General features: G+C 65.7%; 17 protein-coding genes. 13 read left to right on the top strand and 4 right to left on the bottom strand.

The genetic code is table 11. The features are described from left to right. Window positions 1-155: 155 nt before the first annotated feature. Together NFH97_RS05955 and NFH97_RS05950 are read right to left on the bottom strand one after the other, a co-directional pair. Window positions 156-3,080: an insulinase family protein gene (locus NFH97_RS05955; protein ID WP_287163313.1), complete on the bottom strand. Its 2,925-nt coding sequence runs from the start codon at window positions 3,078-3,080 to the stop codon at window positions 156-158. Then, entirely contained in the window at window positions 3,080-3,763 is a 684-nt protein-coding gene (locus tag NFH97_RS05950) for an SOS response-associated peptidase (protein WP_222568279.1), read from the bottom strand. Before NFH97_RS05950 ends, NFH97_RS05955 begins: the two co-directional genes overlap by 1 nt. 180 nt (window positions 3,764-3,943) lie before the next feature. On the opposite strand from NFH97_RS05950, the gene NFH97_RS05945 reads away from it, so the two are divergent. Both NFH97_RS05945 and NFH97_RS05940 read left to right on the top strand, forming a co-directional pair. Then, on the top strand, window positions 3,944-4,594 hold the full coding sequence (locus NFH97_RS05945; protein ID WP_108131203.1) for a TetR/AcrR family transcriptional regulator: 651 nt from the start codon (window positions 3,944-3,946) through the stop codon (window positions 4,592-4,594). A gap of 74 nt (window positions 4,595-4,668) precedes the next feature. Beyond that, window positions 4,669-5,298 (top strand): 1-acyl-sn-glycerol-3-phosphate acyltransferase, encoded by a 630-nt coding sequence (locus tag NFH97_RS05940; RefSeq protein WP_371931875.1) that lies wholly within the window; start codon window positions 4,669-4,671, stop codon window positions 5,296-5,298. A gap of 214 nt (window positions 5,299-5,512) precedes the next feature. Here the strand turns inward: NFH97_RS05940 and NFH97_RS05935 are convergent, their stop codons facing one another. Both NFH97_RS05935 and NFH97_RS05930 read right to left on the bottom strand, forming a co-directional pair. Continuing rightward, complete coding sequence (locus tag NFH97_RS05935) at window positions 5,513-6,808, bottom strand: HlyC/CorC family transporter (protein ID WP_045991336.1); 1,296 nt, start codon at window positions 6,806-6,808, stop codon at window positions 5,513-5,515. Between the two features lie 75 nt (window positions 6,809-6,883). Further along, window positions 6,884-7,684, bottom strand: a complete 801-nt coding sequence (locus tag NFH97_RS05930) for a cytochrome C assembly family protein (RefSeq protein ID WP_045991335.1) — start codon at window positions 7,682-7,684, stop codon at window positions 6,884-6,886. 267 nt (window positions 7,685-7,951) lie between these two features. Between NFH97_RS05930 and ffh the strand changes: the two genes are divergently transcribed. The 11 genes from ffh (at window position 7,952) to recJ (ending at window position 19,200) form a co-directional block, all read left to right on the top strand. Beyond that, window positions 7,952-9,361 carry a signal recognition particle protein gene (ffh, locus tag NFH97_RS05925; protein ID WP_045991334.1) on the top strand — a complete coding sequence of 470 codons (1,410 nt, stop codon included), beginning with the start codon at window positions 7,952-7,954 and terminating at the stop codon, window positions 9,359-9,361. A gap of 277 nt (window positions 9,362-9,638) precedes the next feature. Further along, a complete protein-coding gene (gene rpsP, locus NFH97_RS05920; protein ID WP_045991333.1) occupies window positions 9,639-9,887 on the top strand; it encodes a 30S ribosomal protein S16 in 249 nt (82 codons plus the stop codon). Between the two features lie 50 nt (window positions 9,888-9,937). Continuing rightward, window positions 9,938-10,507, top strand: coding sequence for a ribosome maturation factor RimM (gene rimM / locus NFH97_RS05915; RefSeq protein WP_045991332.1), 570 nt, complete (start codon window positions 9,938-9,940; stop codon window positions 10,505-10,507). A gap of 42 nt (window positions 10,508-10,549) precedes the next feature. After that, window positions 10,550-11,356, top strand: coding sequence for a tRNA (guanosine(37)-N1)-methyltransferase TrmD (trmD, locus tag NFH97_RS05910; RefSeq protein WP_108131204.1), 807 nt, complete (start codon window positions 10,550-10,552; stop codon window positions 11,354-11,356). A 110-nt stretch (window positions 11,357-11,466) separates the two neighbouring features. Continuing rightward, entirely contained in the window at window positions 11,467-11,823 is a 357-nt protein-coding gene (gene rplS / locus NFH97_RS05905) for a 50S ribosomal protein L19 (protein ID WP_045991330.1), read from the top strand. 154 nt (window positions 11,824-11,977) lie between these two features. Beyond that, window positions 11,978-12,874: a site-specific tyrosine recombinase XerD gene (gene xerD, locus NFH97_RS05900; protein ID WP_240184197.1), complete on the top strand. Its 897-nt coding sequence runs from the start codon at window positions 11,978-11,980 to the stop codon at window positions 12,872-12,874. A gap of 3 nt (window positions 12,875-12,877) precedes the next feature. Further along, window positions 12,878-13,615, top strand: coding sequence for a DsbC family protein (locus NFH97_RS05895; RefSeq protein WP_045991329.1), 738 nt, complete (start codon window positions 12,878-12,880; stop codon window positions 13,613-13,615). Between the two features lie 104 nt (window positions 13,616-13,719). Then, window positions 13,720-15,036 (top strand): homoserine dehydrogenase, encoded by a 1,317-nt coding sequence (locus NFH97_RS05890; protein ID WP_045991328.1) that lies wholly within the window; start codon window positions 13,720-13,722, stop codon window positions 15,034-15,036. A 91-nt stretch (window positions 15,037-15,127) separates the two neighbouring features. After that, window positions 15,128-16,519, top strand: coding sequence for a threonine synthase (gene thrC / locus NFH97_RS05885; RefSeq protein WP_287163306.1), 1,392 nt, complete (start codon window positions 15,128-15,130; stop codon window positions 16,517-16,519). A 120-nt stretch (window positions 16,520-16,639) separates the two neighbouring features. After that, the gene (locus NFH97_RS05880; RefSeq protein ID WP_287163305.1) at window positions 16,640-17,257 is read left to right on the top strand and encodes a glutathione S-transferase family protein; all 618 of its coding nucleotides are present in this window, start codon (window positions 16,640-16,642) and stop codon (window positions 17,255-17,257) included. A gap of 131 nt (window positions 17,258-17,388) precedes the next feature. Continuing rightward, a complete protein-coding gene (gene recJ / locus NFH97_RS05875) occupies window positions 17,389-19,200 on the top strand; it encodes a single-stranded-DNA-specific exonuclease RecJ (protein ID WP_253555207.1) in 1,812 nt (603 codons plus the stop codon). Window positions 19,201-19,345: the final 145 nt, after the last annotated feature.

Below are 19,345 nucleotides of genomic sequence, written 5' to 3'. Positions count from 1 at the left end.
TCAGATGTGATGAAGCGGGTGAAACCACAAGGCCCGACCGGCGCTGCCGGTCGGGCCTTGTCGTCACTGCTGTCGGCGGCGGCGTCGCCAGCCGGGCGGGATCGCCCCCAAGCAGGGGGCGATGGGGTGGGGCAGGGCCTTTTGGTAGAGCCCTTTCAGGGTTTGGCCGCCTGGGCGCTGGTGTCCCCCGGCGTCGGTGACAGCGCTTCTTCCTCGTCACCGGGCAGGGCTTCCAGGTCGCCTTTCAACGCCATGACGTCGCTGGGTGAGGCGCCCGGATCGAAGGTCACGTCCACCACTGCGGCGCCACCCAGACGCTGCCAGCTTTCCTTCAGGCTGGCGGCGTCGACCTCGAGCACCGCGGCGGCCAGCCGCTCACGCCTATCGAAGTCGGTGTCGCCGTAGGACAGCGCCTGCCACAGGCGGGTGGTGCGCTCCTCGAGGCCCGAATCACGCTGGGTAATCTCGTCGTGGACCGCCTGGCGATAGGTGGCCAGGGTGTCGTCATCCAGGCTGTCCAGACGCTCGGGCACACGGTCGAGAAAGTCGCTGACCCTGGCCTTGAGCTCGTCGCTCTGGGTGGAGGGAGACTGCACCAGCAGGCTGATGCCCGGAGCGTGCAGCAGCGGTGAGTAGCCTGCGCTGACGATGTACCCGAGCTGCTGTTCGGTGCGCAACTGCTGGTAGAAGGGGGTCTCGAGCAGCTTGCCGAGCACCGCGATGCGGGCCTGGGTGGCGATACCCTGGTCCGGCCCCTGCAGGTAGCGAATCAGCAGCGACTCGTCTCGGCTGGAGTCCGGCGTCAGGCTCGGCAGATCGACCGCCTTGAGTACCTGCAGGTCGGTGATGGCGTCCGCGCCAAGACTGGGCTCAAGCGCCGCGATGGCCTGTTCGGCCTCGTCGCGTGCCAGCGACTCTTCCAGGTTGCCGACCACCAGCGCCTGCAGGTGCAGCTCGTCGAGGAAGCGCTCGCGGAAGTCGCGCAGGTCCTGGGCCTCGAGGTCGGACAGCGCCTCCAGCAGTACCTGGGGGGACCACTGGGGCCGAATCAGCGCCTCGGACAGGGTGCGTTGCCCCTGGTGATAGAGCGGATTGCGTGGTGCATTGCCCCATTGCTTTTCCAGGCCGTAGCGTACTCGGGCGACGCTTGCGTCGAGGATCTCACCCTGCTTGAGCTGGTCGATCACCTCCCGTATCACCCTGTCCTGGCGGTCACGCCAGCCGGTGAAGGACAGCGTCATGCCACGCGAGTGGGCATAGGCTTCATACTTCTGTCCCGCCAGGCGTGCGGCGTAGAGCTTCTCGTTGAGGCTGTCGTTGAGCCAGCCGGCCAGCAGTTGTGTCAGCACGGCCTGGCGCGGGGACTGGCTGGCGCCAGGGTGCTGCAGGCTGAAGCGCCAGGAGGCCTTGGGCGTATCGTACTCGGCATCGGCCTTGTACCAGGCGTCGGCCTCGGGGGTGTCGATCAGCAGTGAGGGGCGCTCGTCGTGGGCCTCAAGCAGCGCCAGGTCCTCGGCGATAAAGGGATTGGGCTCGGGCAGTGCCAGCCCCGCCAGGGGTTCGGCTGCGGTATCGGCCAATGGCGTCTCCTGCCAGGCGGTGTCGTAGTAGCGGCTGCGTTGGTCGCCTTCGACCTCGGGGCCGGTGTACAGGCGGATCATGTTGTCGGGGCGCAGCGCATCGAGCCAGCGACGCACTTCCTCTGCGTCGAGGCCGTCCATGCGGTAGCCGGCGCGGTTGACGTCCTCGAGCGGGTAGTGGGTCAGGCTCATGGACAGGCGCATGGCCTCGTCCAGGGCGTTACCGTGCTGCTGGAACTGGAACGCCTGCTCGGACAGGCTGGCCTGCTCGTCGTAGCGTTCCTCGCTGATGCCCTGTTGGCGAATCTGCTCGATGGTGGCAAACAGACTGGCCTGGATGCGATCGAGATGCTCGCGACCCTCAGGGGTCAGGCTGACATCCACGGCCAGCAGTGCATGGCGGCCGTCACCTCGGGTGACGCCGGCGGACAGGCCGTCGGCCCAGCCGGCCTCGCGCAGGCGGCTCAACAGGCTGCCGGGCCCCTCATGACCGATCAGGTTGGCGATGTAGCTGGCCGGCTTGTGGCGATAGCTGAGCACGGGGTCGGGCACCGGGAACAGGAAGCTGACGCGGCGAGCGTCGCGCAGCGACTGGGCCTCGGCGGCCAGCGGCAGGCGTGAGCGATCCACCAGTGGGGTGTCGATGACGGGTGCCTCGAGGCCGCGATCGGGCACCTCGGCGAAGCGTTCGACCACCAGTGTCTGCAGTTGATCCAACGGCATCGGCGCCACCACCGCCAGATGCATGACGTTGGCACCGTAGTGGTTGTCGTAGAAGTTCATGACCCGCTCGCGCAGGCTGGGCTCCCCTTCGGGCCGCTCGGCCAGGGTCTCCTTGCTGCCCACCGAGAAACCCACGGTGGGGTTGGCCGGATTGAGCAGGGCGTCGAGGACCTCGTTCTCGCGGCGTGCGTCATCGCGCAGGCGCGCCTGATATTCGGAGTGCACCACGTTGCGCTCGCTGCCCAGGCGGTCGGCGTTGAACAGCGGGTCGATGAAGAACCGACTGAAGCGATCCAGAGCGCCTTCGAAGGCCTCGGGCTCCACATCGAAGAAGTAGTTGGTGTCCAGCGAGGCGGTGAAGGCGTTGTGGCGCCCGCCGTGGCGGCTGATGTAGCCCTGGTAGGCGTCGGGCTCGGGGTAGGCCTCGGTGCCCAGAAACAGCATATGTTCGAGCAGGTGGGCGAGCCCCTGCAGGTCATCGGGATCCTGGGCGCTGCCCACCGATACATTGAGTGACGCCGCCGCCTTGTCGGCCTCGGGATCGCTGACCAGCAGGACGTCGAGGCCGTTGTCCAAGGTCAGTACGCGATAGTCGCGATCATCGTGGGGGCTGACGATCGGCGTCGTGGCGGTGGCCACGTCGGCGTCGGCCTGAGCCGTGGGGGGTTGCTCGCTGGTAGCGGCCGGGGCCGCGGAAGCCTGAGCCAGCGGTAGCCACAGGCCGATCAGGGTGGCGACGAGGGCGCTGGCGCCGCGTCGTGTGAGGGTCGAAGCCATCACGTCTCCTTGGAAGTCTGGCGCCACATCTTGCCGATGGGGTGGGCACAGGATGGGTCTTGCTCTTGAGGATTGTTCACTCGTCTTGATACCGGAAAAGCGCCCAACAGTTCCCCGGGAGGGGGGCTCAACAGTGGCTTGAGGTCCTCGGGATCACTCTGCGGGTCCAGCCAGGCCCTCGCTTGACCGGGGGGCACGACCGCCGGCAGACGGTCGGTCAGGGGGGCTAGAAAGCCAGGGCTAGGTACCGTGATCAAGGCGAAGGAGTCGTTATAGTCGGTAAGGGTGGTGTGAAACCTACACCATAGTCCGGCCAGCAGCATCGGCCCGCGGTCTGCTCTGGTGATCAGGAAGGGCTGCTTGTAGTTCGGACGCGGCTGCCAGGCGTAGGCGCCGGCTACCGGCACCAGGCAGCGCCGCGCGCGGAAGGCGTCACGGAACATCGGGCGCGAGTCGAGGCTTTCGGCGCGGGCGCAGTGGGGGGCGTGATCGAGCACCTGCAACCAGGGCGGTGTCAGGCCCCAGAAACCGATCCCCAGGGTAGGGCGTCCAGCTTCCAGGCGGATGATCGACAGTGGACGGCGCGGGGCCATGTTGACGCCGCTGATGGCCTGGGCCGGAGCATCGAGGTCGTCGAGGGCGGTCTCGATGGCGCGGGCGGGAATATAGAGACGGCCGGTCATGGGGGCTCCTGCGATCTGGAGGGCCAGCGTACCCAAGCTCCCGGTGTCAGGAAAGCCTTGAGCCCGTTGTCGCGGCGAAGGGGGCATAATGAGCGGTCGAAAACAGTGTTCGATTAATGTATGCTGAACGATACCGCTGAACCTGAAGCCGCCGATGTCCGGCCGCGAGAGAGAAGAGCGATGGCGCGTCCAAGACAGCATGCCCCCGAGGAGCTTCACGCCCAGGTGATGGCCGCCTGCGATGCCTGGCTGGCTGAGCAGCCGGTGCATGCCCTGTCGCTGCGCTCGTTGGCCCGGGAGGTGGGCTGTGCGCCGAGCACCCTGCTGAAACTCTACGGCAGCTTCAACAACCTGCTTCAGCACGTCAACCTGGAAAGCCTCGGTCGGCTGCGCACGGTGATGGAGCCCCTGCTGGTGGACACCACCGAGCCTGAGGCCCGGCTGCGTGCCCTGGCCCAGGGGTACTGGAAGTTCGCCCGCGAAGACGCCCATCGCTGGCAGCTGATGTTCGACTATCCGCTGGCCCAGGAAGGCGAGCTCGATCAGCGCCAGACCGATATGATCGGCGCGCTGTTTGCCCGGGTCGAGGGGACCCTGACCGAGTATCAGCCGGATCTCGAATCGCTCGAGGCGCAGCGCCTGGCGCGAACCCTGTGGGGTAGCGTTCATGGCCTGGTGCAGCTGGGGCTCAATGACCGTCTTGGCTATTCCCAGGGCGGCGCCTTCGAGGTCGAGGAGCTGCTCGATCAACTGCTGTCGACCACCCTCGCCGGACTCAAGCAGATAGGCCGTGACCAGAGGGGCGATAGACAGGTGAACGACACGCCGTGATCGACGTACTCGTCTGGGGCCTCGTTGGCCTGCTTGCCTGCATCGCTGCCTGGCGCTTCTATCGCGCCCCGGCGGTGTATATCCGACGTTTCGTGTTTGCCTTTATCCATGTGTTGTACCGACTTCGCTTCCAGGGGCGTCGCTTCGTGCCCCCGCGCGGGCCGGCGCTGGTGGTGTGCAATCATGTCAGCTTCATGGATGCACTGGTGATGGGCGGCGGCAGCCCCAGGCCGCTGCGCTTCTTGATGGATCGTCCGATCTACGAGTCGAAGCGCCTCAACTGGCTGTTTCGCATGGTCGGGGCGATACCCGTGGAGTCGGATCGTCGTGACCCGGGCAATGTGCGTCGCGCCCTGGAAGAAGTCAGCCGCGCCTTGAGAAACGGCGACGTGGTGATGCTGTTCCCGGAAGGGCGGCTGACGTCGGATGGTGAGGTCAAGACCTTCCGCCGGGGCCTCGACCTGATCCTGTCGAGGGATCCGGTGCCGGTGATTCCTGCCGCGCTGTCGGGCCTGTGGGGCTCGTGGACGTCCAATCGTCACGGCAAGGCCCTGGCCCATTTCCCCAGGCGCTGCCGCGCCCGGGTGGCGCTCTACTTCGACGAGCCGGTGCCGCCGGGGCAAGCCACCCGTCAGTCGCTGGAGGCCCGGGTGCGCGAACTCAAGGCCGAAGCCGATCGCTGGGTCGAGACCGGCCAGCCCTGAGGCAGCCGCCGCCGGGGTGCGCAGGCTCCGACAGAGGGAAGGTCGGGTTAGGGAAGGGATAACGCAGAAAGGGACGGCCTCGGCCGTCCCTTTCTCGTTAGTGCTTTGCTTGTCAGTGCTTTGCTGGCAAGTACTCTGCCTGCTGGGGCCTTGCCCGCCGGTTCCTTCCCTGCATGTCGCGTCGCGACTGACGTCCCTCTGGTCCTTGCGGTGGTCAGTCGCCCGCGTCGGATTCTGCCAGGACGCGGCGAGTGCCAGGCCAGCAGCTGACCGAGGTGATCAGGTTGTCGCGCATCTCGAGGATTTCCATGCGGATGTTGCCGATCTGCAGGCAGGCCGGGCCGTCGGGGAAGGACTCGAGGTGTTCCAGTATCACCCCGTTCAGCGTCTTGGGGCCGTCGGTGGGCAAGTGCCAGCCCAGCGACTTGTTGATATCACGGATATTGGCGGTGCCGTCGATCACGTGGCTGCCATCGCTCTGGGGCAGCATGTCCTGTTCCTGGCCGGCCACGTCGGTGGTGAATTCACCGACGATCTCCTCGAGGATGTCCTCCAGGGTCACCAGACCCTCCACGTCGCCGTACTCGTCCACCACGATACCAATCCGGCGCTTCTGCTTCTGAAAGTTCAACAGCTGGGTGTGCAGCGGCGTCGATTCGGGAATGAAGTAGGGCTCCCGCGCTTCCTGCACGATGGCCGCCTTGGTCACCTCGCCTCTGGACAGGAAGCGGGCGGCATTGCGCAGGTGCAGCATGCCGATGATGCTGTTGATGTCGCCCTTGAATACCGGCAGCCGGGTGTGCTGGCTGGTGCGGATCTGGGTCAGGATATCCTCGAGACTGTCGTCGAGATCGATGCCGACCACCTCATGGCGCGGCACCATGATGTCGTTCACGGTGACATTCTCGAGATCCAGAATCGACAGCAGCATGGCCTGGTGGCGATGGGGGATCAGGGTGCCGGCCTCGTGGACCACGGTGCGCAGCTCGTCGCGGGTGAGATTGTCACCATTGCCGTCGATATTCTTGACGCCAAGCAGCCTGAGCAGGCCGTTGGAGATCACGTTGACCACCCACACCAGCGGATATAGCAGCTTGAGCAGCGGCTCCAGAATCATCGAGGCCGGGTAGGCGATGCGCTCCGGCTTCACCGCCGCGAAGGTCTTGGGGGTAACCTCGGCGAAGATCAGCACCACGATGGTCAGGATCGCCGTGGAGATGGCGGGGCCGCTGACATCGCCAAAGAAGTGGATGGCGATGATGGTGGCGATGGAGGCCGCCAGGTTGTTGACGAAGTTGTTGCCGATCAGGATGACGCCGATCAGCCGGTCGGGACGCGCGAGCAAGCGCATCACGCGCTTGGCGTTGCGCTGTCCGCTGTTGGCCTGGTGGCTCAACCGATAGCGGTTGATCGACATCATGCCGGTCTCGGAACTGGAGAAGAAGCCCGATAGGGCAATCAGCAGAAAGAGCAGGCCGAACAGCAGGCCCACCGGAAAGTCGTCGTTCAAGACGTGAAATCCTTGGTCGCGGGTAGGGGTCGAGTTGTAGGGGGTCGGGCCGGGAGTGTCAAGGAGACCTCCTGTCTAGCTGTGCGCTAACAGCACCTCAAGGACAAACTTGCTACCAAAGTAGGCCAGAAGCAGTGCGATATAGCCTCCCAGGGTCCAGCGCACCGCCCGCATGCCTCGCCACCCAAGGCGGTAGTGACACAGCAGCAGTACCGCGAACACCAGCCAGGCCAGCAGCGACAGCACCGTCTTGTGGACCAGGTGCTGGGCGAACATGTTGTCGAGGAACACGAACCCGCTGGCGATGGCCAGCGTAAGCAGGGCCATGCCCACCCAGATCATCTCGAACAGCACCCGCTCCATGGTGGTCAGCGGCGGCAGTGCCTGTACCACGCCGCGAATCCGGTGATGCTTGAGGGCCTTGTTCTGGACGCCTACCAGTATCGCCTGCAGCGAGGCGATGGCCAGCACCGCGAAGGCCAGGGCGGAGCTGACGGCGTGGAAGGCGATGCCGGGGGTCATGCCGTTTGCGCTGGTGGGGGTCGGTAGTTCGGTACCGAGCAGCAGCACCACGCCGGCAAAGGGGAACAGCACGGCGGCGATATTGAGCACCGGTTTGAACAGGCTGGCGCCCAGCAGCACCACCACCGCCAGGGCGGTGACCAGCACCGCGCTGGTGGACAGTCCTGGCAGCATCGAGCCCTCGAGGGCAAGCAGGCCGCCGGCGACGACCAGGTGGAGAGCCGCCGCCAGGGTGCCGAAGCCACGCACCAGTAGATCGCGCGGAGGAACCCGGCGAATCAGGGTCAGCCCTTGCCAGGAGGCAGCCGCCAGATAGAAGACAAAGGCCAGTAGAGCCAGAGGTAACGCCTGCATGCTGTGCTGTCCGTGCGCCTTGCCGGCGCCTTTGAAGATAGGGATCCTGGGTCCGGGGAATGCCTTCCCCTCGACACCGACTATACCGGATAGCGCCTCGGCTGACAGCCAGCGGGCGGCCTTCTTCGGCTGTCTTGCCGGCAACTGCATGGAGAGTCCGCGCCACAAGGCGTATAATTTGCGCCATCGTCAAGGCCGCGCACCGGCGGCCGTCTCAAGGGGCGTCTCGACAAGGGCGCCTTGAGGCCATCGCATTTGGAGAGGCCCATGTTTCAGAACCTGAGCGAGCGTCTGTCCCAGACGCTGAAGTCGATCAAGGGTCAGGCACGCCTGACCGACGACAACATCAAGGACACCCTGCGCGAGGTGCGCAAGGCGCTGCTCGAGGCGGACGTTGCCCTGCCGGTGGTCAAGGCGTTCATCGAGCGAGTGCGCGAACGTGCCGTGGGCCAGGAGGTCTCCCGCAGCCTGTCGCCGGGCCAGCAGTTCATCAAGATTGTCCAGCAGGAGCTGGAAGTCACCATGGGCGAGGCCAACGAAGGGCTGTCGCTCAAGGGCACGCCCTCCGTGGTGCTGATGGCCGGCCTGCAGGGTGCGGGCAAGACCACCTCGGTGGCCAAGCTGGGCAAGTATCTGCGCGAGCGCGAAAAGAAGAAGGTGCTGGTGGTTTCCACCGACGTCTACCGCCCCGCCGCCATCGACCAGCTCGAGACCCTGGCCAAGGAGGTCGAGGTCGACTTCTTCCCGTCGCGCTCGGATCAGGCCCCGGTGGACATCGCCACGGCGGCGCTGAAACACGCCAAGATCCAGTTCCATGACGTGGTGCTGGTCGATACCGCGGGTCGCCTGGCCATCGACGAAGCGATGATGCAGGAGATCCAGGGGCTGCATCAGGCCATCGAGCCCTCCGAAACGCTGTTTGTGGTCGACTCCATGACCGGCCAGGATGCGGCCAACACCGCCCGCGCCTTCGCCGATGCCCTGCCGCTGACCGGGGTGGTGCTGACCAAGGCCGACGGTGATGCCCGTGGCGGTGCCGCCCTGTCGGTGCGTCACGTCACCGGTCGTCCGATCAAGTTCATGGGTGTCGGCGAGAAGGTCGATGCCCTCGAGCCCTTCCATCCGGATCGTGTGGCCTCGCGCATCCTCGGCATGGGCGACGTGCTGTCGCTGATCGAGGAAGCCGAGCGTACCGTCGACAAGGGCAAGGCCGAACAGCTCGCCAAGAAGGTCAAGAAAGGCCAGGGCTTCGATCTCGAGGACTTCCGCGAACAGCTCCAGCAGCTCAAGAAGATGGGCGGCATGAGCGGCCTGATGGGCAAGCTGCCGGGCATGGGGCAGATGGCCGAGATGGCCCAGGGGCCTGGGCCCGAAAAGGAGCTTGGCAAGCTCGAGGCGCTGATCAACTCGATGACGCCGAAGGAGCGCCGTAATCCGGACATCATCAACGGCTCGCGCAAGCGCCGTATCGCCGCCGGTGCCGGCCTGCAGGTGCCGGACCTCAATCGTCTGCTCAAGCAGCACAAGCAGATGCAGAAGATGATGAAGAAGGCCGGTAAGAAAGGCGGCATGCAGAAGATGATGAGGGGCATGTCCGGCATGATGGGCGGAGGTGGCCCTGGCGGCCCCGGTGGCATGGGCGGCATGGGTGGCCCCGGCGGCATGCCCTGGCGCTGAGTCAGTTTTTTTCGCTGATGCTGTTTTTAATGCCAAGCGCCGAAGCGTGATGAAGATGCAATACGCTGGGCCCGCCACTCCCGGCCCTGGCACCGCTGGTGCGCCGCTCGTCAAGGGATGAGCGGCAAAAAAGGTTCCCTTGGGGGGTGGTTTTCCGTAGAATACTGCCTCTTCACTCGAGGACCGCGCCTGGCGCGGCCCTCGTCGTGAGCGAAACACCGGTGGCTGGCCTGGCCGTCGCCGTTATCTGAAATCCCAACCGAAGGACAGTCAACGTATGGTTACCATTCGTCTGGCACGTGGTGGCGCCAAGAAGCGTCCCTTCTACCACCTCGCCGTGACCGATTCCCGCAACGCCCGCGACGGCCGCTTCATCGAGCGTCTGGGCTTCTTCAACCCGGTGGCCCGTGGCCAGGAAGAGCGTCTGCGCATCGACCTCGACCGCATCGCCCACTGGCAGTCCCACGGCGCGCAGCTGTCTGACCGCGTCGCCGAGCTGGTCAAGGAAGCTCGCAAGCAGGCCTGAGGCGCAAGCCTTGCCTGTGAATGTCCCGGTGTGAAAGAGGTTTGACCCAGATGGCATCGCCACAACGCCCTAGCGCGCAGCGCCAAGCGCAAGACGATCGCCACAGCGACGATTACGTCGTGCTGGGCAAGCTGACCAGTCCTTACGGCATCAAGGGCTGGCTGAAGGTGTATTCCTACACCTCACCCATGGAAGGCATTCTCGACTATGCCGAATGGGTGGTCCGTCACGACGGACAGATTTCGCGCCACCGCCTCAAGCAGGGGCGCAAGCAGGGACAGGGCCTGGTCGCCCAACTGGACGGTGTCGATGACCGTGACCGCGCCGAGAGTCTGGCCGGAGCGGACATCCTGCTGGCCAAGCAAGACCTGCCCGAACTCGACAGTGAAGAGTACTACTGGCACCAGCTGGAAGGCCTCAGGGTCGTCACGCTGGAAGGGGTGTCTCTGGGACGCCTGGCCTACCTGTTCGAGACCGGTGCCAACGACGTCATGGTCGTGAAGGGCGGCGACGCCCCGGACGATCGCGAACGTCTGCTTCCCTACCTGCCCGATGACGTGGTCAAGCGCGTCGATCTCGAGGCAGGAGAGATGCTGGTCGACTGGGACCCGGAGTTTTGAGCGCAGTGCGTTCGAAAACCGCGTCGACAGGAGATCGATAACGTGTGGATAGGGGTGGTGTCACTGTTTCCGGAAATGTTCGAGGCGATTACTCGCCACGGCGTGACCGGCAGGGCCGTCGACAAGGGCCAGGTGACGCTGGAGTTCTGGAACCCCCGGGACTACGCCACCGACCGCCATCGCACCGTGGATGATCGCCCCTATGGCGGTGGTCCCGGCATGCTGATGAAGGTCGACACCCTGAGAAGTGCCATCCACGACGCCCGCAGCCGAGCCCAGGCGGCCACCGGCGAGCGTCCCAAGGTGATCTACCTGTCGCCCCAGGGGCGCAGACTGGATCAGCAGGGCGCGCGGGAACTGGCGTCCGGACCGCCCCTGGTGGTGGTGGCGGGGCGTTACGAAGGCATCGATGAACGCGTGGTCGAAGCGGACATCGATGAGGAGTGGTCGATCGGCGACTATGTCCTGAGCGGGGGAGAGCTGCCCGCCATGGTGCTGATCGATACGGCGGCAAGGCTGGTGCCCGGTGTACTGGGGCATCAGGATTCCGCGGTCGAGGACTCCTTCAACGACGGTCTGCTGGACTGTCCGCACTATACGCGCCCGGAGGAAATCGACGGTCGCAAGGTGCCGGACGTACTGCTCAGCGGTCACCACGGACAGATCCGTCAGTGGCGGATGAAACAGTCCCTGGGGCGTACCTGGCAACGGCGGCCCGACCTGCTCGAGGGCAGGCAGCTGTCGAAGGAGCAGAAGCGGCTGTTGAACGAGTTCATCGACGAACACGCCGACAAGGCGGAGGTGCAGGACGAACGTCGGGATTCCGACGAGGCGGCCAGTCGCCGCTGACGGACCTGCGTCATCAATGACCCGCGCGCTCGAGCTTCGAGGGCCGGGATCACGATCCATCGGCACCCACGACCGATCGATGGATCACAACGATTTCAGGAGTGAGTCAAATGAGCAGCAAGAACAAGGTGATCCAGGCGCTCGAAGCCGAGCAGATGAGCAAGCAGGTGCCGGACTTTGCACCGGGCGACACCATCGTCGTTCAGGTCAAGGTCAAGGAAGGCAACCGCGAGCGTCTCCAGGCCTTCGAAGGCGTGGTCATCGGCAAGCGTAACCGCGGTCTGAACTCCGCTTTCACCGTGCGCAAGATCTCCCACGGCGTCGGCGTCGAGCGTACCTTCCAGACCTACAGCCCGCTGGTCGACTCCATCAGCGTCAAGCGTCGCGGTGACGTGCGCCAGGCCAAGCTGTACTACCTCCGTGAGCGTAGCGGCAAGTCTGCGCGCATCAAGGAAAAGCTGGCCTAAGACGCGTAAGCGTCTGCCAGTCCGAGGGAGGCCCCGCCTCCCTCGCCCGACACCCCGTCACCACCTTCGTGGGGCGGGGTGTCGGTGCATTGGGGGCCTTCTCGTGCTTCACCAGTGCCCTCGATGGCCAGCCCCACAGCCCAGGAGGTGTTGCTTGAGCGCCGGCGATCGTCAGACAATCGACCGCTTCCTCGACCAGCTATGGCTCGAGCAGGGCGTCAGCGACCATACCCTGAGCGCCTATCGCCACGATCTGGAGGCCTGGGCCAAGTGGCTTGCTGATCAGTCGTGCGTGTTGCTCACGCCGGGTGAGCGGACCTTGCCGGACTGGCTGGACTCGCGTCGCGAGCAGGGCTACAAGCTCACCAGCAATGCCCGGCTGCTGTCGAGTCTCAGGCGCTTCTACCGCTGGGCCCTGGCCGAAGGGATGATCGAAGCGGATCCGCTGGCCCGGGTGCGCCTGCCGCGGGTGCGGCCATCGTTGCCGGACACCCTGGACGAGGACGAGGTCGAGCGCCTGCTGAATGCGCCGGACCTGTCCACCGCCCTGGGACTGCGCGATCGCGCCATGCTCGAGGTGCTGTACGGCGCAGGGCTTCGCGTCAGCGAACTGGTCGGTCTGACCACCGATGCGGTCAATCTGCGCCAGGGCGTGGTGCGGGTGCGCGGCAAGGGGCAGAAGGACCGTCTGGTGCCGCTGGGCGAGGAAGCCGGCCACTGGCTCGAGCGCTACCTGCGCCAGGGGCGTAGCGAGCTGATGAGCGATATCCAGCGTCCGGCGCTGTTCCCCGGACGGGGCGACGGCGCCATGACCCGCCAGACCTTCTGGCACCGAATCAAGCACTACGCCAGTGTGGCACGCATCGATCGTCCGCTGTCGCCACACACCCTGAGGCACGCCTTTGCCACCCATCTGTTGAATCATGGGGCCAATCTGCGTGTCGTACAGATGCTGCTGGGGCACTCGGACCTGTCGACGACCCAGATCTACACCCATGTGGCGCAGGCGCGACTGGAAGCCCTGCACGCCGACCATCATCCTCGAGGCTGACCCATGAAACGCCCTCTGTTCGTGCTTTCCCTGCCCGCTCTGCTCACCGCTGCCCTGTGGACCAGCGGTGCGCTGGCGGCCCCTCCCGCCGCGCTCAATGAGCTTGAGGTGAACGGCCAGAAGATGCCGGTGAGTCAGGTGCTGGATACCCCCATGGACGGCATCTACGAGGTGCGTCTGGAGACCGGGGAGTCCTTTTACACCAACGAGAGCGGCAGCCACTTCCTGGTGGGGGATCTGTACCAGAACGCCGAGGACGGCCTGGTCAACCTGTCCGAGCAGAGCCGCAACGCCAGCCGCGCCAGCCGCGTGGCGGCCATCGACGAGTCCGAGCAGATCGTCTATCGCGGGGTCGATGAGCCCAAGGCCACCATCCACGTCTTCACCGATACCACCTGTCCTTATTGCCGCAAGTTGCACGAGGAAGTGCCGCGCCTCAACGAGCTGGGCATCCAGGTCAACTACCTGGCCTTCCCGCGTGGCGGCATGCAGAGCGAAGGCGCCCGCCAGCTCGAACAGGTGTGGTGCGCCGACAATACCAGCGAGGCGATGACCGCCGCCAAGAGTGGAGAGGTTCCGAGCGGCGCCACAAGCTGCGACAATCCGGTGGAGCGGCAGTATCATCTGGGGCTGGAGCTGGGCGTGCAGGGCACGCCGGCGATCATCCTGCCCGACGGCACCATGGTCCCGGGCTATGTGCCCGCCGAACGGCTGGCCGAACGCCTCGGTATCGACGGCTAAGCCCGTCCGACAACACAATCGAGAAGGCCCGAGCCAGACTCGGGCCTCGCCAAATCGCTGACACAGCCGTCGCTTGCGGCGACGGTCGAGAAGGGAGAATGACATTGAAACCGGTGAGAGTGGGAATCTGTGGGCTGGGTACCGTCGGTGGCGGCACCTTCAATGTACTGACGCGCAACGCCGACGAGATCGCTCGGCGTGCCGGTCGCCCGCTGGTGATCGAGCAGGTCGCCCATCGCAGCATCAATCCCGCCTGTGACCTTACCGGTATTCGTACCACCAAGGACGTCTTCGAGGTGGCGACCAACCCCGACATCGACGTGGTGGTGGAGCTGATCGGCGGCTACGACGTGGCCCGCGAGCTGGTGATGATGGCCATCGAGAATGGCAAGCACGTGGTCACCGCCAACAAGGCGCTGATCGCGGTGCACGGCAACGAGATCTTCAAGGCGGCCCATGAAAAGGGCGTGATCGTGGCCTTCGAGGCCGCCGTGGCCGGCGGTATCCCGGTAATCAAGTCGCTGCGCGAGGGCCTGGGTGCCAACCGCATCAGCTGGGTGGCGGGTATTATCAACGGTACCGGCAACTACATCCTGACCCATATGCGCGACGAGGGCCGGGCGTTCGAGGACGTGCTCGCCGAGGCCCAGGCACTGGGCTACGCCGAGGCCGATCCGACCTTCGACGTGGAAGGCATCGACGCCGCCCACAAGCTGACCATCCTGGCGTCCATCGCCTACGGTGTGCCGCTGCAGTTCGAGAAGGCCTACACCGAGGGTATCTCACGGGTCACCGCCGAGGACGTCGAGCAGGCGGATAACCTGGGCTACATCATCAAGCACCTGGGCATCTCCAAGCGCACCGGTGACGGCCTCGAACTGCGCGTCCATCCGACGCTGATTCCCAAGGAGCGGCTCCTGGCCAGCGTCCACGGGGTCAAGAACGCCATCGCGGTGATGGGTGACGCCGTCGGTCCGACCCTCTACTACGGTGCCGGCGCCGGCGACGAGCCCACCGCCTCGGCGGTGGTCGCCGACCTGCTCGACGTGGCCCGCGACATCTCCACCGAGCACCGCTATCGCACGCCTTATCTGGCCTTCTGCGGCGTCACCGATGACTGTGACGAGCTGCCGATCATGCCCATGGAAGACATCACCACGGCCTACTACCTGCGCCTGCTGGCGGTGGACCGCCCCGGCGTGCTGGCGCGGGTGGCGACCATCCTCTCCGAGGAGGGTATCTCCATCGAGGCGCTGATCCAGAAGGAGGCCACCGAGGGCGAACTGGTGCCGATCATCCTGCTGACCCACCGTACCCTCGAGAAGCACATGAACGAGGCCATTCGCCGCATCGAGTCCCTGGCCGACATCGCCGGCTCGGTGACCCGCATTCGCGTCGAGAGCCTCGACGAGCAGGACTGATGATGCCTGCGGGAGCGGGCCCAGGCTCGCTTTCGCGGGCGCTTCGCTGGAATCTCAGGCCGCGCCCCGGGCGGCGGCAAGGAATCACAAGATGCGCTATATCAGCACCCGCGGGCAGGCGCCCGCGCTGTCCTTCGAAGAAGTCGTCCTTACCGGCATGGCCGCCGACGGTGGCCTCTACGTTCCCGAGGACTTCCCTCACCTGAGCGCCGACGACCTGGCCGACATGGCCGGGCTGTCCTACGCCGAGATCGCCTTTCGGGTGATGAAGCCCTTCGTCGGTGGCGAGATCGACGACGACACCTTCCGTGTCCTGGTCAAGGACGCCTACGCGACCTTCAGTCACGACGCCGTGGTGCCGCTCAATCAGCTCGACGCCAACCACTTCCTGCTCGAGCTGTTCCACGGTCCGACCCTGGCGTTCAAGGACGTGGCCCTGCAGCTGCTCGGACGTATCCTCGATCACTTCCTCAAGAAGCGTGGCGAGCGCGCGGTGATCATGGGCGCCACGTCCGGCGACACCGGCTCGGCGGCGATCGAGGGCTGTCGTCACTGTGACAACCTCGACATCTTTATCCTGCACCCCCACAACCGGGTGTCCGAGGTACAGCGCCGGCAGATGACCACGGTACTGGCCGACAACGTCTTCAACGTCGCCATCGAAGGCAACTTCGACGACGCCCAGGCCATGGTCAAGGCCAGCTTCGCCGACCAGAGCTTCCTCGATGGGGCTCGGCTGGTGGCGGTGAATTCGATCAACTGGGCGCGGATCATGGCCCAGGTGGTCTACTACGTGGCCTCCGCCGTGGCGGTGGGTGCGCCCCAGCGTCAGGTCAGCTTCTGCGTGCCCTCGGCCAACTTCGGCAACGTCTTCGCCGGCTACGTGGCCTACCGCATGGGGCTGCCGGTGAAGCAGTTCATCGTCGCCACCAACGCCAACGATATCCTCCACCGTACCCTGGCCGACAACGACTTCTCCAAGCAGGAGCTGCTGGCCACCCTGGCGCCGTCCATGGACATCGTGGTGTCGTCCAACTTCGAACGTCTGCTGTTCGAAGCCTACGACCGCGACGGCGGCGCCGTGGACGAGCTGCTCGGGCGCTTCCAGAACGAGCCGACGGTGCTGGCCGAAGCCCCGCTGGGCCGGCTGCGCGAGGTCTTCTCGAGCCACAGCGTGGATGACGACACCATCCTCGAGGTGATCCGCGAGGCCCACCACCGCACCCAGGAGATCCTCGATCCCCACACCGCGACCGGCTATCGTGCCGCCGAGCGCGAGCGCAGGGACGCCTCTACGCCGATGATCACCCTGGCCACCGCCCACCCGGCCAAGTTTGCCGAGGCAGTGGTCAAGGCCGGCTTCCCGGGTGTGCCGCTACCGCCACATATGGACGATCTGCTCGAGCGCGAGGAACGCTACGAGGTGCTGCCGGCTAGACTCGAAGCGGTACAGGCCTTCGTCGCCGAACATCGTCGTCGCTGAGGCCTTCGGCATGGGGCCGAGCGCCTTGCGGCGTTCGGCTCGGTTTTGTGCCAATCGGTTCTTATCCATCGGTTTTTGCCAAGGGTGCCCGCTGCCGGGCATCCCGACAGGGAGACTTCCATGAAGCTGTGGGGACGCAACAACTCGGTCAACGTCAAGAAGCCCGTCTGGTGTGCCATCGAGCTGGGGATCGACCTCGAACGGGTCGATCTGGGAGGGCCCTTCGGTGGGCTCGATACGCCGGAATTCCTGGCCAAGAATCCCAACGGCCTGATTCCCTGTCTCGAGGACGGCGACCTGGTGCTGTGGGAATCCCACACCATCGTCCGCTATCTGGCCGATGTGCACGGTGACGGTCGGCTCGCGACCGACTCTGCCGGCGCCAGGGCGCGCTGCAGCATGTGGATGGACTGGGCGCTTGGCAGTCTGGCGGGCCCCTATCGGGATCTGATCATGAACCTGGTGCGCGGCACCCCCGAGACCCGCGACGATGCGGCCATCGAGCGTGGCCTGGCCGGGTTCGAGAAGAGCCTGCGTATCGCCGACGGTGCGCTGGCCCGCCAGCCCTGGCTGTCCGGCGAGGGATTCGGCATCGGTGATATTCCGCTGGGGGCCTACGTCTACCTGTGGTTCGCCCTGGATATCGAGCGCCCGAGCCTGCCGAACCTCGAGGCCTGGTACGAGAAGTTGACCCAGCGCAGCGCCTATCGCGAACACGTGATGCTGCCGATCAGTTAAGTCGATCCAGCTGCGTTGGACGCGCCGGTATCGCGTCGGCGCAGGTGGCGGTCAGCACGCCATCTGCGCCGACCTTCTCGGTTCCCGACACCCTCCTGCGCCAGCCTCGCTTCAACCTTCCAGAGAATCCGATGTCCCACTCTTCTCCGGCAAATGCCGGCTCGAGCGAGCATGCCGAGCCGCGTCCGCGTATCGAACCGCGTCCTCGCAACGAAAGGCTGTATCGGCAGGGACTCGAGGCCGGGCTGTCGGAGCTTCAGGCCCGGCTGCTGGCCGGACGCCTGCCCGACTACCAGGGCGAACTCGGCCCGCTGGTCGACCCGAGTCTACGTCATCTGGTCCATCCCGAGCGTCTGGCCGATGCGCCGAGAGCGGCCGAGCGCATCGCCCAGGCGGTGGCCGAGGGCGAGCACATCGGCATCCTCACCGATTACGACGTGGACGGCATCACCTCCCACGTGGTGATCCGGCGCACCCTGAACGAACTGTTCGGGGTGCCAGAGTCACGTCTGCACAGTCTGATCGGTCACCGTATTCATGACGGCTATGGCATCAGCCTGCCGCTGGTGGAGCGCACTCTGAAGCTGACCCCGCGGCCCAGCCTGGTGATTACCGCCGACTGCGGCAGCAGCGACGAGGCGCGTATCGCCAGGCTCAAGGCGGCGGGAATCGACGTGGTGGTCAGCGATCACCACGCTCTGCCCCAGGAAGGGCCGCCGCCCTCGGCCTATGCCACGGTCAATCCGACCCGAGCCGACTGCGACTACCCGGACGCCACCATCGCCGGCTGCATGGTGGCCTGGCTGTTGATGTCGCTGACCCGCCAGGTACTGATCGAACAGGCGGTACTGTCGCCGTCCACGCCCAAGCTCTCGCCCTGGCTGTCCTACGTGGCGCTGGGCACCGTGGCCGACTGTGTGTCACTGGGTGGCAGCGCCATCAACCGGGCGGTGGTGCGCCACGGTCTGGCGCTGATCAATCGCATGGGCGAGCCCTGCTGGCGGGTAATGGCGGAGCGCCTGGGCGCCGACAGCGTGCCCTTCGACGCCGAGACCCTGGGCTTCCAGATGGGGCCGAGAATCAACGCCCGTTCGCGCCTCGACGATCCCTACGCGGCGCTTCACTTCATGCTCGCCGGGGATGACGGGGTGGCGCGGCGTCACCTGGAGACCCTGGACGCCGACAACCAGTCGCGCAAGGCCATCGAAGCCGACATGGTCGCCGAGGCCAGGCTGCTGGCCCGCCGGGCGCTGGACGCCGACGAGCCGGTGGTCATCGTCTATCTGGAGAACGGCCATCCGGGGGTTCAGGGCATCGTCGCCTCGCGCCTGGTGCAGGCCTACGGACGGCCGACCCTGGTGCTGACCCCCGCCGCAGAGGCCGGCATGCTGACCGGCTCCGGACGCTCGGTGGAGGCGCTGCACCTGCGCGATGCTCTGCAGCGCGCCCACGACCTGGCCCCCGAGGCGCTTACGCGTTTCGGCGGCCACCGGGGCGCTGCTGGCGTCGGCGTGGTACAGGAACGTCTCGACGACTTCCGCCAGGCGCTGATCACCGCGGTCAGCGAACAGCTCGGCGATCTGGAACTGGTGCCCAGGCTCTACACCGACGGTGAACTCGGCGAGCATCAGCTAAGCCTCGAGACCCTGGCCGAGATCGAGGGCCTTGGCCCCTTCGGCCGCGAGTTCGAGGCGCCGCTGTTCGAGGGGCGCTTTCTGGTGGAGCGGCTCAAGCCGGTGGGTGACGGCAGTCACCTGACCCTGGAGCTGTCCTGTCGCGGACTGACCCTGAAGGCCATCTGGTTTCGCTGCCTGACCCCGGGCCAGTTGCCGGACTTCGACGTGGGCGCCACCCTCCACTGCGCCTACAAGCTCAATCGCAACCGCTTCCGCGGACGCGAGTCACTGCAGCTGATGGTGGAGCACGCAGAGCCCGTTGAATAAGCCGGTCGACTAGGCCCGTCGAATAAGCCCGTCGAATAAGCCCGTCGAATAAGCCCGTCGAATAAGCCCATCGACCCAGCCCGTCGACTGGGCCTGTCGACGGGGCCGCTCGGCTGACGTGCCCGATCGAGTCGTCCCGCGACAG

Source organism: Halomonas sp. SCS19 (genome assembly GCF_040147015.1).
Lineage (GTDB): Bacteria > Pseudomonadota > Gammaproteobacteria > Pseudomonadales > Halomonadaceae > Halomonas > Halomonas litopenaei.
This window is presented reverse-complemented; position numbering and strand designations above follow the sequence as displayed.